This is a genomic window from Streptomyces sp. PH9007 (assembly GCF_059813725.1).
In genome coordinates this window covers 4,572,823-4,589,570 of sequence record NZ_CM187440.1, presented here as the reverse complement: position 1 = coordinate 4,589,570, position 16,748 = coordinate 4,572,823, and the positions used below count along the sequence as shown (strand labels likewise).

General features: G+C 74.6%; 14 protein-coding genes. 5 read left to right on the top strand and 9 right to left on the bottom strand.

The window, feature by feature from the left end; all coding sequences use genetic code 11:
* Positions 1-67: 67 nt before the first annotated feature.
* Positions 68-1,291, bottom strand: coding sequence for a cytochrome P450 (locus ACTFAP_RS21270; protein ID WP_500467141.1), 1,224 nt, complete (start codon positions 1,289-1,291; stop codon positions 68-70).
* A 231-nt stretch (positions 1,292-1,522) separates the two neighbouring features.
* Positions 1,523-3,541 (bottom strand): TIM-barrel domain-containing protein, encoded by a 2,019-nt coding sequence (locus ACTFAP_RS21265; protein ID WP_495681938.1) that lies wholly within the window; start codon positions 3,539-3,541, stop codon positions 1,523-1,525.
* 73 nt (positions 3,542-3,614) lie between these two features.
* On the opposite strand from ACTFAP_RS21265, the gene ACTFAP_RS21260 reads away from it, so the two are divergent.
* Positions 3,615-6,056, top strand: a complete 2,442-nt coding sequence (locus ACTFAP_RS21260) for a phosphoketolase family protein (protein ID WP_500467139.1) — start codon at positions 3,615-3,617, stop codon at positions 6,054-6,056.
* A gap of 21 nt (positions 6,057-6,077) precedes the next feature.
* Here ACTFAP_RS21260 and ACTFAP_RS21255 read toward each other — a convergent pair whose 3' ends face one another.
* Positions 6,078-6,956, bottom strand: coding sequence for a helix-turn-helix domain-containing protein (locus ACTFAP_RS21255; protein WP_500467138.1), 879 nt, complete (start codon positions 6,954-6,956; stop codon positions 6,078-6,080).
* A 124-nt stretch (positions 6,957-7,080) separates the two neighbouring features.
* A complete protein-coding gene (locus ACTFAP_RS21250) occupies positions 7,081-7,638 on the bottom strand; it encodes a DUF6328 family protein (protein ID WP_400010712.1) in 558 nt (185 codons plus the stop codon).
* A 78-nt stretch (positions 7,639-7,716) separates the two neighbouring features.
* On the opposite strand from ACTFAP_RS21250, the gene ACTFAP_RS21245 reads away from it, so the two are divergent.
* From ACTFAP_RS21245 to ACTFAP_RS21230, 4 genes are all read left to right on the top strand, one after another.
* Complete coding sequence (locus ACTFAP_RS21245) at positions 7,717-8,709, top strand: NAD-dependent epimerase/dehydratase family protein (protein ID WP_500469523.1); 993 nt, start codon at positions 7,717-7,719, stop codon at positions 8,707-8,709.
* 123 nt (positions 8,710-8,832) lie between these two features.
* Positions 8,833-9,384, top strand: coding sequence for an RNA polymerase sigma factor (locus ACTFAP_RS21240; protein ID WP_390121441.1), 552 nt, complete (start codon positions 8,833-8,835; stop codon positions 9,382-9,384).
* Positions 9,381-10,268, top strand: a complete 888-nt coding sequence (locus ACTFAP_RS21235; protein WP_500467137.1) for a hypothetical protein — start codon at positions 9,381-9,383, stop codon at positions 10,266-10,268. Before ACTFAP_RS21240 ends, ACTFAP_RS21235 begins: the two co-directional genes overlap by 4 nt.
* 73 nt (positions 10,269-10,341) lie before the next feature.
* Positions 10,342-11,196, top strand: coding sequence for a DUF3152 domain-containing protein (locus tag ACTFAP_RS21230; RefSeq protein ID WP_500467136.1), 855 nt, complete (start codon positions 10,342-10,344; stop codon positions 11,194-11,196).
* Here ACTFAP_RS21230 and ACTFAP_RS21225 read toward each other — a convergent pair.
* From ACTFAP_RS21225 to ACTFAP_RS21205, 5 genes are read right to left on the bottom strand one after another with little or no spacing between them, the layout of a single operon-like run.
* A complete protein-coding gene (locus tag ACTFAP_RS21225; protein ID WP_495681933.1) occupies positions 11,156-12,415 on the bottom strand; it encodes an L-histidine N(alpha)-methyltransferase in 1,260 nt (419 codons plus the stop codon). The genes ACTFAP_RS21230 and ACTFAP_RS21225 overlap by 41 nt on opposite strands.
* Complete coding sequence (gene egtC / locus ACTFAP_RS21220; RefSeq protein ID WP_495681932.1) at positions 12,415-13,281, bottom strand: ergothioneine biosynthesis protein EgtC; 867 nt, start codon at positions 13,279-13,281, stop codon at positions 12,415-12,417. Before egtC ends, ACTFAP_RS21225 begins: the two co-directional genes overlap by 1 nt.
* Complete coding sequence (gene egtB / locus ACTFAP_RS21215; protein ID WP_500467135.1) at positions 13,281-14,669, bottom strand: ergothioneine biosynthesis protein EgtB; 1,389 nt, start codon at positions 14,667-14,669, stop codon at positions 13,281-13,283. The genes egtC and egtB overlap by 1 nt, the downstream gene beginning before the upstream one ends.
* Positions 14,666-16,027 (bottom strand): ergothioneine biosynthesis glutamate--cysteine ligase EgtA, encoded by a 1,362-nt coding sequence (gene egtA, locus ACTFAP_RS21210; protein WP_500467134.1) that lies wholly within the window; start codon positions 16,025-16,027, stop codon positions 14,666-14,668. Before egtA ends, egtB begins: the two co-directional genes overlap by 4 nt.
* Positions 16,024-16,641, bottom strand: coding sequence for a DoxX family protein (locus tag ACTFAP_RS21205; protein ID WP_500467133.1), 618 nt, complete (start codon positions 16,639-16,641; stop codon positions 16,024-16,026). Before ACTFAP_RS21205 ends, egtA begins: the two co-directional genes overlap by 4 nt.
* Positions 16,642-16,748 lie beyond the last annotated feature (107 nt).

Sequence of the window (16,748 nt, the reverse complement as noted above, 5' to 3'; positions counted from 1 at the left end):
TCACCCCCATGGCACCGTTTCCCGGTGCCCCGCCCCGCCGACCATGCGGTCGGCGGGGCCCTCTCCGCTACCAGCTGACGGGCAGCTCGTGCAGGCCGTTCATGAAGTGGCCCTGCTTCCACTTGAGGGCGTTCTCGGGAACGCCGAAGCGCAGGTCGGGGAAGCGCTCGGTGAGGGCTTCGAGGACCACCTGGAGCTCGACCCGGGCCAGATGGGCGCCGATGCAGAAGTGCGGGCCCTGGCCGAAGCCCAGGTGCGGAAGCCCGTTGCGTTCGAGGTCGAGGCGGCCGGCGTCCGGGTAGACGTCGGGGTCGCGGTTGGCGGCGGCGATCACCGGGATGACGGCCTCGCCGCGGCGGACGGTCACCCCGCTCATCTCCAGGTCCTCGGTGGCGTAGCGGGGGAAGGAGAAGCCACTGAGGATCGGCACGTGGCGCATGAGTTCCTCGACGGCGGCCGGGATCTGCTCCGGCTTGTCCACCAGGGGCTGGAGCCGTTCGGGGCGGGCCAGCAGCATGGCCGTGAAGTTGGCGATCTGGTGGGCGGTGCTGACGAAGCCGGCGCTGAGCAGGTCGGAGGCGAGCGCGTGCATCTCGATCTCGGTGATCCGGCCCTCCTCGTCGCAGGCCCGCACCAGCATGCCGAACATGTCGTCGGTGGGGCGGGCGCGGCGCTCCTCGACCATGCCGCCCATGTAGGCGGTGAACTCCTGGTAGCGCCGGATGAGGTCGTCGGGCGTGGTGTCGTTCGACAGGATCGTCTCGGCCCAGCCCCAGAACAGGTGGTGGTCGGGCTCGGGCACGCCCATCATCTCGCAGACCACGGCGGTGGGCATCGGCACGGCGAGGTGGGCGACGAGATCGGCGGGGGACCCGGCCGCCTCCATGCGGTCCAGGCACTGGTCGGTCAGCTCCCGCACCCGCTCGCGCAGCTTCTCCACCCGGCGCGGGGTGAAGTCCCGGCCCAGGACGGAGCGCAGCCGGGAGTGCTGCGGGGGGTCGAGGGAGAACAGGCCGTTGCCGACGCGGGCCCCGGCCCGGGTGCGCGGCTGGTCCTGGCCGAGGGAGGCGACGATGGAGAACCGGGAGTCGGACAGCACGGTCTTCACATCGGCGTACCGGATGGCGAGATAGGCGTCGTCGCCGTACGGGAGCCGGACCTTGGTGAGCCGCTGCTGGTACAGCTCGTGGTAGACGGGGGGAAACTCCAGGCCCGTCGAGGGGAAGGGGAAGGTGAGGAGTTCCTGCTCCGGGTGCTCCGACGGTGCCTGCTGTTCCTGCTGTCCGGGCATGGGGGCGGTGTGGCCTTTCGTGGCTGGGACATGATGAGGGCGTGTGCCGGCCTGCACGGTGGCGGAGGGGGAGAGGCGCCGGTGCCCGTGGGACGACGGGCCGGCTGGGGTGCCGGGCGGCACACGCCCTGTCCAGCATGCGGTTCCGGGCACCGCCGACGGGTGCCAGGACCACCAAGATCACTCCATTGAGCGAGCGCGCGCATACATTGCGTTACGCGCGCCGGTGCTTCACAGTCCTATTTCCCGCCCGGCGCGCACATAGCCGGGGAACTCCTCCGGCCCGCACCGCACTTCCCGCCACCCCGGCCCCGTCAGGGAGCCCCCGCCCAGCAGTTGCCGCCACTCCCCCGGCGGCACGTACAGGTCGCGGCGCCCGCCCCGCTCCAGCACCGGGGCCACCAGCACGTCAGGACCGAGCAGATACTGCAACTGCGCGTCGCGGGCGCACCGGTCCTCGGGGAAGGCGAGCGGCATCGGCCGCATGAGGGGCAGCCCGCCCTCCGTGGTGGCCTCGGCGGCGCAGCCGGCGATGTACGGGGCGATCCGGCGCCGCAGCCGGCACGCCGCGATGGCGGCCGACCGTACCGGCTCCGGGTAGGCGGTCGGCTCCCTGCGCCCCATCCCGTGGAACCGCATGATCGGGGAGAACGCCGCCCACTGCGCCCACCGCCCGTACAACTCGGGCTCCACGTCCGTGGGGACGGCGTCCGGCGTCATCCGCTGCCGCACTACGGAGGCCGCTTCGAAGGAGTCGGGCGTGTAGTAGCCGCCCGCGTCGTGGGTGACCACCGAGCAGCCGCTGAGCGCCATGGACTCCACGGCGCGCACCGTGGACGCCAGTCCGCTCCAGCTGGAGGGCATGTCGCCCGCCCAGTGCGCGGGGTTGCGCTGCGAGCCCGCCGTGCCCGAGCGGGCGATCGCCGTGAAGTCCCCGGCGCGGGCACGCAGTCCCGCCTCGCGCACCACCTCCTGGTAGATCAGCCCGTAGGCGTTGCGGCGCTGCGAGCCCCGGCTGCCGTCGGCGAAGACCGCGTCGGCGGGGATCTCCTCGCCGAAGTCGGCGAGGACGGCGCTGGCGTGTTCCTCGCGCAGCGCGGCGGCCAGCCGCTCGCACCACCATTCGCGGGCCTCGGGGTGGGTGAAGTCGACCACGAGGGAGTCCGGGTTGTCGGCGGTCGGCGCCGGGGCGCCGTACACGTCCCGGACGAGGTAGCCGCGCCGGGTCAGTTCGTCGCCCAGCGGAGTGCCGCGTTTGACGTACGGGTTGATCCACAGGCTGGTGCGCACCCCGCGCTGGGCCAGCTGCCGGGACCAGTCCCGCGGGAAGCGGCGCCGGTCGGGCCCGTACGTCCAGGCGGCGGCCTCCAGGACACTGCCGGCCAGCCACTCGTCGACGTGCATCACGTCCACCGGGCAGCCGGCGGCCTGGAGTTCGTCGACGGTGCGGACCATCTCGTCCGCGGTGAAGTAGGAGGAGCGGCTCATCCACACCCCGAACGCCCAGTCGGGCAGCGGGTGCGGCCGGCCGGTGAGGGTGAGGTAGCGGTCCAGGATGGTGGGGGCGTCGCCGCTGATGAGGAAGAGGTCGAGGTCATCACCCTCGATCTCGATCCGGGCGGCCTCGGCGTGGGTGGCGCCGATGTCGGCGTCGACGGGCCCGCCGGTGTGCGCGAACAGGCCCCAGCCGGCGTCCGACCACAGCAGCGGCATATTGAGGTAGGCGGTGTCGCGCCCGGCGGCCCGGTTCTCCTCGGTGTTGCGCAGGGTGCGGCGCCGACCGCGCAGGTCGATGCCCTGGTAGCTCTCGCCGCCGCCGTACACGCAGTGGCCGGGGTTGAGGTGGACGGTCTCCACCCAGGAGGCGGTGCGGTGGTGCCGGGTCGCGGGCCGGTAGCCGGAGCGGAACGGCGCGATGCCCGCCTCGGGCTCGCTGAAGCGGTGGTAGGTGCCGAAGTGGAAGCCCTGCCCGGGCCCGCGTTCCCACAGCGCCCGCACCCCGGGCCCGGTGATCTCCACCCCCTCGGGGGTGGCGTGCAAGCGCGCCGGGCGGCGCGGGGCGTCCAGCAGCACCGGCGAGTCGTGGTGGTGGACGGTGTCGGGCCGGTCGGCGAGCCGCAGCCGCAGCACCCCGTCCAGCGGAACGGTGCACTCGACGCGGACGGTGGCCCCGGAGGCGAGCGTCACCCGCAGGAACGGGCCGTCCGCCTCCGGACCTGCGGCCGCGTACGGGTCGGTGTGCCTCGACATCCGCCGCGGGTACCCGGCCCCCCGGGGGCGAAACGGGCGTTTGGGGGCGCCCCGGTCCGGCTACCCGGCGCGCATGACACTCACGGTGGAACGGCGCGCCTCCGTCCTGGGCGCGGACGAGCTGGCGGCCCTGGACGCGCGCTGGCGGGCGGCGAACTATCTGACCGCCGGGCAGCTGTACCTGCTGGACAACCCGCTGCTGGCCGAGCCGCTGCGGCCCGAGCACATCAAGCCGCGGCTGCTGGGGCACTGGGGCACCTCGCCCGGCCTCAACCTGCTGCACGCGCATCTGAACCGGGTGATCGACGCCCGCGCCCTGGACGCGATGTGCGTGTGGGGCCCCGGGCACGGCGGCCCGGCGGTGGTGGCGGGCACCTGGCTGGACGGCACCTGGAGCGAGATCTACCCGGACGTGCCCCGGGACGGGGCGGGGATGGCGCGGCTGTTCCGCCAGTTCTCCTTCCCCGGCGGGATCCCCAGCCACGTGGCCCCCGACGTTCCCGGCTCGATCCACGAGGGCGGCGAGCTGGGCTACAGCCTGGCGCACGCGTACGGGGCGGCGCTGGACAATCCGGGGCTGCTGGTGGCGTGCGTCATCGGGGACGGCGAGGCGGAGACCGGGCCGCTGGCCGGCTCCTGGCACGCGAACAAGTTCCTGGACCCGGTGCACGACGGGGCGGTCCTGCCGGTGCTGCACCTGAACGGCTGGAAGATCGCCAATCCCACGGTCCTGGCCCGGCTGCCCGAGGAGGAACTGGCGCAGCTGCTGCGCGGGTACGGCCACGACCCGCTGTTCGTGGCCGGCGACCGGCCCGAGCTGGTCCACCGGGAGCTGGCCGGGGCGCTGGACGAGGCGGTGGAACGGATCGGCCGGCTCCAGCGCGCGGCACGCGGCGGGGCGGCCGGCGGTGTACGCGAGCGCCCCCGGTGGCCGATGATCGTGCTGCGCACGCCGAAGGGCTGGACCGGGCCCGATGAGGTCGACGGGCTGCCGGTGGCCGGCACCTGGCGCTCCCACCAGGTGCCGCTGGACGGGGTGCGCGAGAACCCGCGCCATCTGCGGCAGCTGGAGACCTGGCTGCGTTCCTACCGCCCCGAGGAGCTCTTCGACGAGCTGGGCCGGCCGCGCGAGGCGGTGCTGGCGCAGGTGCCGCACGGCACGCGGCGGCTGGGCAGTACGCCGCACGCCAACGGCGGGCTGCTGCTGCGGGACCTGCCGGTGCCGCCGTTGGAGGACGCGGCGGTGCCGGTGGAGCGGCCCGGTCGCACGCTGCACGAGCCGACCCAGGTGCTGGGCACCCTGCTCACCGAGCTGATGCGGGCCACCGCGGCGCGCCGCGACTTCCGCATCGTGGGCCCGGACGAGACGGCGTCCAACCGGCTGGACGCGGTGTACGAGGCCACCGGCAAGGAGTGGGAGAGCGCGGTGCTGGGCGTGGACCGGCATCTGGAGCACGGCGGCCGGGTGATGGAGGTGCTCTCGGAGCATCTGTGCCAGGGCTGGCTGGAGGGCTATCTGCTCACCGGGCGGCACGGCCTGTTCTCCTGCTACGAGGCATTCGTGCACATCGTCGACTCGATGGCCAACCAGCACATCAAGTGGCTGCGCTCCGCGCGGCGGCTGCCCTGGCGGGCCCCGGTCGCCTCCCTGAACTATCTGCTGACCTCCCATGTGTGGCGGCAGGACCACAACGGCTTCTCGCACCAGGACCCGGGCTTCGTCGACCATGTGCTGAACAAGAGCCCCGAGGTGGTGCGGGTCTACCTGCCGCCGGACGCCAACACGCTGCTGGCGTGCGCCGATCACGTGCTGCGCAGCCGGGACTACGTGAACGTGGTGGTGGCCGGGAAGCAGCCGTGCTTCGACTGGCTGGACCTGGAGAGCGCGCGGGCGCACTGCGCGCGCGGCGCCGGGATCTGGGAGTGGGCCGGTACGGAGTCGGCGGGCACCGGGCGCGAGCCGGACGTGGTGCTGGCCTGCGCCGGGGACGTCCCCACGCAGGAGACGCTGGCGGCGGCGTGGCTGCTGCGCCGGGAGCTGCCGGGGCTTTCGGTGCGGGTGGTCAACGTGGTGGACATCGCGCGGCTGCTGCCCGCCGAGGAGCATCCGCACGGGATGGCGGACGGCGAGTACGACGCGCTGTTCACCCGTGACCGGCCGGTGATCTTCGCCTACCACGGCTATCCGTGGCTGATCCACCGGCTGACGTACCGGCGGGCCGGGCACGACCAGCTGCATGTGCGCGGCTACCGCGAGCAGGGCACGACCACGACGCCGTTCGACATGGTGGTGCGCAACGATCTGGACCGCTACCGGCTGGTGATGGATGTGATCGACCGGGTGCCGGGGCTCGCGGTGCGGGCGGCGGGCGTACGGCAGCGGATGGCGGATGTGCGTTTCCGGCACGAGCGGTGGATCCGGGAGCACGGCGACGATCTGCCGGAGGTGGCCGGCTGGCGGTGGGACGACGGCGAGGGCGGCGAAGCGGATGGCGGGACGGGCGGCGGACCGTGACCGGCGGGCCGGTCAGCGGAGTCACAGGACGTTGCCCGCCTCCTTGATCAGCCGGAGCGACTGCTGCTGGTCGAGGGCGCTGGAGAGCAGGTCGCTGAAGGCGTCCCCGTACTTCTCCACGTCGTCGGGGCGGCGGGTGATGCCGGAGCCGGCGAGGTTCTCCAGGTAGACGATGGGGCGCATGCCCGGCTGGCGGAAGCGGATCACTACGAACGGGCCGCTCATCCCGGCGTGCGCGCCCGCGCTGAACGGGACGACGAGCACCCGGATGTGCGGCTGCCCGGCGGCCAGCGCGGCGATGTGGTCGAGCTGGGCGCGCATCACCTCGCGACCGCCGACCGTACGCCGCAGCACCGCCTCGTTGAGGATGGCGGTGAGCTTGGGGGCGCCCTCGCGGCACAGCACGTCGCCGCGGGTCATGCGCACGGTGGTGAGACGCTCGACCTGGTCGGCGGAGAGGTCGGCGGGGCCCAGCCGGTGGACGGCGCGGCTGTACTCCTCCGTCTGCAGCAGCCCCGGCACGTACTCGGACTGGTAGCTGTGCAGCTGGGCGGCGCTGGCTTCCAGGGCCAGGTACGCCTGGAAGCCCGGTGAGATGACCGAGCGGTACTCGGGCGACTGCCACCAGTCCTTCTTGGTCTTGGTGACGACGGCGTAGCTCTCCAGGCGGGCGGCGGTCTCGGCGTCGGCCTCGTACAGGCGGCACAGCAGCATGACGTCGGAGGGCTTGACGACGCCGTCGCTGCCGGTTTCCAGGCGGGTCATCTTGGAGGCGGCCCAGTGGAAGCGGCGGGCGACCTCGCCGGCGGTGAGGCGGGACTCCTCGCGCAGCCGGCGCAGTTCGGTGCTCAGGTGCAGCCGGCACAACGCGGGTGACGCGGATTCGATGGTGCGGACCATGCGGCCTCCTCGGTACGTGCCGGGCGGGCATCGCCGTCGCGATACGGAATCCGCGCCGGAGTGCTTCCGGGAGTATGCCGAGACGCCCCGCGATACTTCCAACGGATCGCGCTGGAACAGCAGTTCAGGTGTGATGCCGGGGTGGCCCGCCGGGACGCCGGGCACGGAATTCCGTGCCGTGCATTCGGCGGCGGTGCGGCGGGCGCGGCGGCAGCCGTCGGGCGAGCACGGCGGGCAGCAGCAGCCACAGCCCGGTGCACGCGGCGAGGGCGCCCGCCGCGGTGATCACCCCGGCCGTACGGGAGACCACCACGTCCACCACCAGCAGGAGCGCGCCGGTCAGGGCGAGGGCGAGCATCACCAGGCCGAGGGCGGCCAGCCGGGAGGAGACCTCGACGATGCGCCGCTTGGCGCCGCGCCGGAACAGCGCCCGGTGCAGTGCGGCGGGGGCGGTGAACAGGATGCTCGCGGCCATCGCCAGCAGCAGCGTGGTCAGGTACGTGCCCCGCTGGAAGCTGTCGAGCACCGGGAAGCGGGCGGTGAAGGCGAGGGTGAGCAGGAAGGCGAAGAGGATCTGCACGCCTGTCTGGGTGACCCGCAGCTCCTGGAGCAGCTCGGCGAAGTTGCGGTCGTCGCGCTCGCGCGGGGTTTCCCTCCTGCTGTGGGCCGGTGCTCCCTCCATGACAGCCATTCTTCCGTCCGCGGGACGGGCCCGCAGGCGGAGCGCGCGGCGGGCTGCGGCAGGATGCCTCGCATGCGTATGCGGATTCTGGTGCTGGGCGGGACGTGGTTCCTGGGGCGCGCGGTCGTCGCGGAGGGCCTGCGGCGGGGGTGGGAGGTCACCACCTTCAACCGGGGCCTGTCCGGGGCGGATGTCCCCGGCGTACGGCCGGTGCGCGGGGACCGCGGGCGGGTCGAAGATCTGCGGCGGCTGGCGAGCGAGGGGCCGTGGGACGCGGTGATCGACAGCTCGGCCGCCGACCTCGACCCGGAGGCGGTGGCGGCGGGCGCCGAGGCGCTGGAGCCGGTGGCCGGGCGGTATGTGTTCGTCTCCTCCGTCAACGCCTACCGGGGCTGGCCCGCCGAGCCGCTCACCGAGTCCAGCGAGCTGTTCGCGCCCACCGGGACGGGGTACGGGCCGCGCAAGGCCGCCGCCGAGCGGGCGGTGAGCGCCCGGTTCGGTACCGGGCGCACCGCCTTGCTGCGGCCCGGGGTGATCCTGGGCCCCGGCGAGTACGTGGGCCGGCTGCCGTGGTGGCTGCACCGGGCGCACCGGGGCGGGCCGATGCTGGCGCCCGGCAGCCCCGGGCGGACCATCCAGCCGGTGGACGTACGGGATGCCGCCGCCTTCGCGCTGCGGCTCGCGGGCGCCGCGGGCACGGTCGGCGGGGCGTACAACGTGGTGGCGCCGATCGGGCGGGAGACGATGGGCGGGCTGCTGCACGACTGTGTGACGGTCACCGGGCGGCGGGCCGAACCGCGCTGGGTGGCGAGCGAGGTGCTGCTGGCACACGGGGTGCGGCCGTGGACCGAGCTGCCGCTGTGGCGGGCGATCGACGGCGGCTGGGAGGTGGCGTCGGACGCGGCGCAGGCGGCCGGGCTGATGTGCAGGCCGCTGGCGGAGACGGTGATGGACACCTGGGCCTGGCTGAACGGCGGCGGTCATCCGGTGGACCATCCGCGCCGGGCGCAGCACGGGATCGACCCGGCGAAGGAGGCGGCGATCCTGGCCTCGCCGGGCGGGGCCGGCTGACCGCTCCACCCGGGCCGGAGCCCGCAGGCCGCGCCGCCCCTCTCCGTGTTTCTCCCCGCACCGTGCCCGCCGATGCAACCTTTCCGGCGGGCGCTCCGTGGAGGGGGTGAAAGGGGGGCCTGAATGCGCCGCCACGAAGAACAGCACTTCCGGGACTTCGCAGCACAGGAGGCCGCCGCACTGCGCCGCACCGCCTACCTGCTGTGCGGGGACTGGCATCTGGCGGAGGATCTGATGCAGAGCGTACTGATCAAGGTGTACCGGCACTGGTCACGGCTGGAGCGGCGCGACGCGTTGCAGCCCTTCGTCCGGCGGGTGCTGCTGCGTACCTGGCTGGACGAGAAGCGCAAGCCGTGGCGCCGGGCCGAGCAGAGCTTCGCCACCCTGCCCGAAGCCATCGACCCGGCGCCGGGCCCCGATCAGGCGGCCGACCGGTTGCACACCCGGGCCGTGGTGCGGCACGCGCTGCTCCAACTGCCGCCGGGGCAGCGGGCCGCCCTGGTGCTGCGGTTCTTCGACGATCTGTCGGTCTCCGACACGGCCGCCGCGATGCGCTGTTCGGAGGGCAACGTCAAGAGCCAGACGGCACGCGGTCTCTCGACGCTGCGCCGGCATCTGGGCCTGAACCGCAACCCGCAGCCGGCGGGCGTGTGGCAGCACGGGTGGGCGTCATGACGGAACGGGGTCAGGAGGAGGTCCGCCACATCCTGGCGAACGCCACGACGGACGAGCCGCCACTGCTGCTGGACATGGACGCGCTGGTCGGACGGGCCCGCCGGGAGCGCAGGCGGCGGCGCACCCTGCTGGGCACGGTGGCGGCCACCGCGGTGATCGCCGTGTCTGGCACGCTGCTGCCCGCCCTGCTGTCGCCGTCCCCACCGCTGCCCCCGCCGGGGCCGGCCGGCCCGCCCGCCGCCCCGACGACGGCCCCGACGGCCACCCCCGATGCCGCCGAGCCGGATCCGGTGGACCGGGAGCCGGCGGAGCGGCGGGCGGCGGTCCCGGAGTCGGTGGCCGGGCTGTGGCCCGCAGCGGCGCCGGTGGACTACGACCGGGACGCGTACACGCTGGTGACGGCGTTCGCCACGCACCGGCTGGCGTCGGTACCGGAGGTGGACGGGGAGGGGGACCGAGACGGGGAGGGCTTCTCCCTCGGCGCGCTCACCGAACGCAGCGCGTATCCGGGGCAGGGACAGGAGGTCTTCTCCTGGCACTTCACCGCGGCGCTGCGCACCGCGGAGGGGGAGTTCACCCTCGACATCCGCCTGGACAGCCACTCCAGCGGCTTCCCGGAACCGCTGTCCTGCGCTCCGGGGACCAGCAAGGACGGGCCGTGCCGGGTCGAGGAGCCGCCGGCGCACTCCCTCGCCGACCCGACGGCGGAGGGGGGCCGGGCCGAGCCCTCGTCCCGGATGGAGATCGTGGGGGCGGTGTCGACCCTCGAATTGCGGCTCAGCGACTTCCAGAGCGTGACGGTCACCGTCACCGGCGACAAGTGGACCCCGGCGCCGCTCACCGAGGGCCAAATGGATGACATCGCCCGCCGTCTCATCGCATAGCGCTACCAACGGGCAGTCGACAAAGAAGAGTATCGGTGACGGCTCGTCGACCGAGGGACGGTGAACGCCCCCCATGAAAACCCCTCAGCGCAGACTGCGGATCGGCTGGTTCCTGGGTGCCTCGGCGGCCTCTGCGGTGATATTCCTCGCCCTCGCGGGGCCCTCCGCGGGGCTGCTGCCCGAGGAGTCGCACGGCGCGAAGAACGGCACCGGGGACCGTACCGTCGAGGCGTCGGCGCCCCGGCCCGGCCCCCAGGGCGGCGCCACCCCGGCCCCCGGCGGGCAGGACCGCGCCGGGCAGGAGGACGCCGACGGGGCCGGTTACGAGGAACTGCTGGAGTCGGTCATCGAGATCGACCCGGAGCTGACCGGTTCCGGCCGGCTGGACCCGGTGTCCGGCAGCGACCCGGCGGCCGAGCCGGACGCGAAGCGGGTCTACCGGTACCGGGTCGATGTGGAGCGGGACCTGCCGGTGGACCCGGAGTTCTTCGCCGAGGTCGTGCACCGCACCCTCAACGACCCGCGCAGCTGGGGCAACGACGGGCAGCGCGGCTTCGCCCGGATCTCCGCCGGCTCCCCGGACTTCGTCATCACCCTGGCCAGCCCGGGGACGACCGCCGAGTGGTGCGCCAAGGTGGGCCTGGACACCTGGGAGGACAACGTCTCCTGCGACGTGGCCTACACCGAGCGCGTGATGATCAACGCGTGGCGGTTCGCCCAGGGCTCGGAGAGCTTCGGCGAGGACATCGCCGGCTACCGCCACATGGTCATCAACCACGAGGTCGGTCACCGCCTCGGCCACGGCCACCACACCTGCACGAAGGAAGGCGCGCTCGCTCCGGTGATGATGCAGCAGACCAAGACCCTGACCACCCCCGGCACCGGGGTCAGCTGTCGTCCGAACCCGTGGCCGAACCCGGGGAACTGACCAGCAGCATCGCGAAACGGTCCTGCGGATCGGTCCACCAGTGGTCCACCGCCAGACCCGCCGCCAGCAGCTCCTCGGTGAGGGTGACCCGCCGGAACTTGGTGGAGATCTCCGTGCGCGTCTCCTCGCCGCGGCCGAAGTCCACCGTCATGCCCAGCGCCGGGATCCTGACCGTCTGGGAGAAGCGGGACCACAGCCGCATCTCCATCCGCTCCTCCTCCTCGTTCCACACCGCGCGGTGGTCGAAGTCGTTGAGGTCGAAGTCGGCCCCCAGCTCCCGGTTGAGGACCCGCAGCACGTTCTTGTTGAACTCCATGGTGACGCCCTGCTCGTCGTTGTAGGCGCGGCGCATCGTGGCCGGGTCCTTCACCAGGTCCACGCCGAGCAGCAGGGAGTCGTCCGGGCGCATCAGAGCGCGCAGTTCGGCGTAGAAGGCGGCGCGGCGGTGCGGGTCGAAGTTGCCCAGGGTGCTGCCGAGGAAGGCGATCAGCCGGGGCCCGGGCAGCTCGGGCAGCACCAGTCCGGTGTCGAAGTCGGCGACGGTGGCGTGCACCCGCAGCTCCGGGTAGTCCCGGCACAGCGCGTCGCCCGCCTCCTGGAGGGCGCTCTCGCTCACATCGATGGGGGCGTACAGCTCCAGCGTCCCGGCGGGCACCGCCGGCGAGTCGGTCGCCGGCGCGGCGCTCGCCCCGCTCCCAGCGCCGTCGTCGGCGCCCGGTGCGTCCGCGGTCATGGTGTCGGTGCCCGGGGCGGCCGGCTCCGCGCCGCGCCCCTCCGCCGCGCGCCCCTCCCCGGCCAGGCCCTTGCGGCGTTTCCGCCCGCCCCGCCCCATCGCCCGCGGCAGCCCCATGGCCACGTCCATGGCCGTGCCCAGGTGCGGCCCGGCCGGGCCCGCCGCGGCCACCCCGCTCAGCGCGTCCACCAGCATCCGGGTCTTGCGCGAGGAACCCGAGCCCAGCTCCACCAGGACGCGGGCCGCGGTGAGTTCGGCGATCTCGGCGGCGCGGGCCCGCAGGATCTGCCGCTCCGCCCGGGTCAGGTAGTACTCGGGCAGCCGGGTGATGCGGTCGAAGAGTTTGCTGCCCCGTTCGTCGTAGAACCACTTGGGCGGCAGCGTCTTGGGCGTGCCGGACAGGCCACCGCGGACGTCCTCGGCCAGCGAGGTGGACCAGTGGTCGGCGGGCAGCAGATTCTCCAGGGTGAAGCGCGGAGTCTCCATCACGGGTTCGTCCCTTCCACGGTGAGCAACGGTTCGGGTGCCGGGGCGTGCGCGCCGGGGCGGGCACCGCCCCGGCCGGTGGCGGGCCCGGGCGGCAGCGGGGCGCTGCGCACCCCGGCGCGGGTCGCCAGCACCAGCGAGCCCTCCGGGATCTCCCGCCAGTCCCCTGCTCCCCCGCTGGTCAGCCCGGGGGTGGGTTCGGAGGCGACCAACACCCGGCCCGGGGTCTGCGCGTACCACAGCGAATCGCCGTGCCGGGTGGCGATGACGGTGTCCCCGTCGGTGAGCAGCAGGTTCAGCCGGGCGGTGGGACGTACGGCGGCGACGGCGGTCACCAGCTGGGCCACCGCGTCCACCGGCGGCCGGCCCGCGTTCAGGGCGCGCGCCAGCAGGGTCCACAGCAGGGCGGAGTCGCAGCGCCCGGCCCCGGCGAGCAGATCGGCGGTGGTGATCGCCCCGGCGGCCGGGCCCAGATCCCCGGGCAACCGCTCCCAGGCATCGACGGCCCCGTTGTGGGAGAACAGCCAGCGGCCCGAGCGGTACGGGGCGGTCACCGCCTCGTCCGGGCTGCTGCCGGGGGTGGCCGAGCGCACCGCGGCCAGCACGGCGGTGCTGGAGATGGCGGCGGTCAGTTCGGGCAGGTTGCGGTCGTTCCAGATCGGCAGCGCCCGCCGGTAACGGGCCGGCTCACCGCCGTCGTGCGGATCGCCCGGGTACCAGCCGATGCCGAACCCGTCGGCGTTGACCGTGCCGTGCAGCTGCTTGCGCGGCGCCCAGGACTGCTCGTACAGGCTGCCCGGCGGGGCGGTGAGCAGCTCGGCCAGGGAGATCGGGGCGATGCCCAGATAGGCGAGGTGACGGCACATCAGGGTCTCCCCTCGTCGGCGGGCGCGGCGTCCCGGCAGGTGCGGAAGCCGGCGAAGATCTGCCGGCGGACCGGGTGGTCCCAGTTGCGGAAGGTGCTGCGGCAGGCGACCGGGTCGGTGGCGAAGGAACCGCCGCGCAGCACCTTGTAGGCGCTCGCCGCGCCGGGCGCGGGGAAGAACACCTCGCTGTACTCGCGGTACGGGAAGGCCGCGAACCCCGGGTACGGCGTGAAGTCGGACGCCGTCCACTCCCACACGTCGCCCAACAGCTGGCGCGCCCCGCTGGGCGCCGCGCCCGCCGGGTACGAACCGGCCGGCGCCGGCTGGAGATGGCGCTGGCCGAGCCCGGCCTGGCCCGGCTCGGGGCCGTCGTCGCCCCACGGGTAGCGGGTGCCGCGCCCGGTGGCCGGATCGTGCCGGGCGGCCTTCTCCCACTCGGCCTCGGTGGGCAGCCGGCGGCCGGCCCAGCGGGCGTACGCGTCGGCCTCGTACCAGCACACGTGCAGCACCGGCTGCTCGGGCGGCACCGGCTCCACGCGGCCGAAGCGGCGCCGGTACCAGGGCCCCGACGCGCCCTCCCGCCGCCAGAACCGGGGCGCCTCCAGCCCTTCGCGCCGCCGGTGCTCCCAGCCGTCGGGGTGCCACCAGCGGGCGTCGTGGTAGCCGCCCTCCTCGATGAACCGCTGGTAGGCGGCGTTGGTGACGGGCACGGTGTCGAGCCAGAAGGGCGGCAGTTCGACGGTGTGGGCGGGGCGTTCGTTGTCCAGGGCCCAGGGGTCGGTGCTGGTGCCCATGGTGAACGGGCCGCCGGGCACCAGGACCTCGGCCGGCAGGGTCGCGGCGTCGGAGGGGGCCGGCGGGGGCGGCGGCGCGTCCAGGACGGGCGGGCCCGAGCGCAGCTGGTGGGTGGCGAGCATGGTCTCGTCGTGCTGCTGCTCGTGCTGGGCGATCATGCCGAAGACGAAGCCGCGGCGCAGCAGCGGGTCCTGGTCCCGGTCCGCGTCGGGCCCGGAGGTGGCGTCCAGCACCTCCAGGGCCTGTTCGCGGACCTCGCCCAGATAGCGGCGGGCCCGGTCGGGACGGAGCAGCGGCAGGGCGGGCCGGTCGGCGCGCGGATGCCGGAACGCGTCGTACAGGTCGTCGAGGTCCGGGCGCAGCGCGGGGCGGCCGCCGGCCCGGCGCACCAGCCAGATCTCCTCTTGGTTGCCGATGTGCGCCAGGTCCCAGCCCAGCGGCGACATGAGCGGCGAGTGCTGGGCCATGAGCTCGTCGTCGTCCAGGCAGTCGGTGAGCGCGAGGGTGCGGCGCCGGGCGGCGTCCAGGACGGCCTGCGGGGCGAGGATGTCGGCGTCGTGCGCGCGGTCGCGGGGCAGGGTGTACTCGCTCATGGCCGGAACTTCCCCTCGATGGGCGGATCGGCCGGCCGGTCGGCCTGGTGGGTGGCGTGGTGCCGGTGGACGCGGCGGGCCGGGGCGGCGGCGGGCCGGTCGGGGTCGAGATGGTCGTCGGCGGGGCACCGGCCGCGCCGCGGGTAGCGGTCGGCGAAGTCGGCGACCACGCGGCGCAGCCCGGCGGCGTGCGGATCGCGGGCCAGGGCGTGGTCGGCGGCGGCGAAGCAGGCGCGGGCGGCGCGGCCGAGTTCCGGGTCGGCGGGGCCGCGCTGGGCGGCGCGCAGCCACACGGCGGCCGGCGGGTGCGGGCGGCCGCCGGTCAGCGGCTCGGTGGCGGCGTACGCGGCCTCGGCGGCGACGGGGTCGTCCATGAGCACGGCGGCCAGGACGAGCGGGACCACCCAGCGGTCGCCGCTCTGCGCGTCCACCATGCGCAGTTCCAGCCAGCCGCGCGGCCGGACCGGCGGGAACAGGGTGCTGAGGTGGTAGTCGAGGTCGTCCGCGCGCGGCCGGTGCTCGCCGAGCGCGCCGCGCAGCCAGGAGCGGAACGTCACGCCGCCCGGCGCGTCCCAGCCGGCGGGCGGGGTACGGCGTACGCACATCAGCTGCGCGTCCAGCGCGTAGCGGGTCCACACGGCGCGCGGGTCGGCGTCCGTGGGGTGGGTGTCGGGCGCGCGGGTCCTGGTGGGGTCCATCCGGGCCCACACCGCCTGCCGGGTCGATACCCAGCCGGTGCGGCGCCCGCGCCACAGCGGGGAGTTGGCGAACGCGGCGAGCAGCACCGGGCCCAGCCGGTGGGCCAGCCGCCACCGGTAGCGGTAGCCGGCCGGGCCGGCGGACTCGTCCCCGGCGTCGAGGTTGATCTGTACGGAGGCGGTGGCCCGCATCATCAGCCGGCCCCACGGGCCGACCCGGTCGAAGTAGGACTCCATGGCGCCGTAGCGGGGGTCGTGCAGCACCCGGGGCGGGTCGCGGAAGGGCTCCAGGCCCAGGCTGCCGGTGGTCAGTCCCTCGCCGGACAGGGCGGAGCGCAGCGCGGTCAGGTCGGTGGCGGTGGCGCGCACCGCGTCCAGGAGGGAGGCGGCGGGCGGGGTGGACAGTTCGACCTGGCCGCCGGGCTCCCGGGTGAGCCTGCTGCCGCCGGGCAGCCCGGTGGACCCGGGCTGCTCCAGCGCGGCGAGCGCGGCGTCCACGCGGCGTGCGGGGACGACGCGGCGCGGCTCGATGCGGTCGTGGACGAGCCACTCCAGCTCGACGCCGACGCGTCCGGGTGGGCCGGTGGTGAAGCAGGCGCCGCCGATGCGGGCCTCGGCGTCGGCCTCCCGCAGGGGGACGGCGGCGGGTGCGGTGGTCATGACGTCTGCCCTTCGTCCTGGTGCGGCGGGTGCTGATGCGGGTGCCGTTCCTCGTCCCGCTCCCGGTCCCGGTCCTGGTCCTGGCCCTGGTCCTGGCGCAGATCCCTCCGGTGGAGATCGGCGGCGCGCCGGCGCAGCACCGCGCAGGTGGCGACCGTCGTACCGAGAAAGGCCAGGGCGGCCAGCCGGGGCCGGTTCAGGCGGTGGCCGGTGAGGTGGTCGGCGGAGTACCGGCCGGGCCCGGCGACCCCGAGCGCGGCGGCGGCCCAGCCCAGGAACGCGGGGAACTCGTAGCCGCCGGCGAGCGCGAAGAACCCGGCCGGCGCGTGCACCGCCGCGGCCCCCGCCATCGCCCCGGCGGCCACCGCGCCGGCGACGGGCGTGGCCAGGCCGGCCGCGAGCAGCGTGCCGCTGACCACCTGGCCGCCCCCGGCCACCAGCGCGCTGGGGCGGCCGGGCCGGAACCCCATCCGTTCCATGCCGACGGAGCTGGCGGCGAGACCGGGCCCGCCGAACCAGCCGAACACGATCTGCGCGCCGTGTGCGAAGAGCACCCCGCCGGTACCGGCCCGGAGGACCAGCAGCCCGGCGTCCTGCCGCCGCGAACGCCCCATTTCCACTCCTTGTCCGACAAACCCCCCGCTCAGTCTCGGCGCCGCCACCGCTCGGCGCCGCCGTAGCTGACCCATCCGGGCGGGGTGTGCGGAAAGGGGGCCGGAGT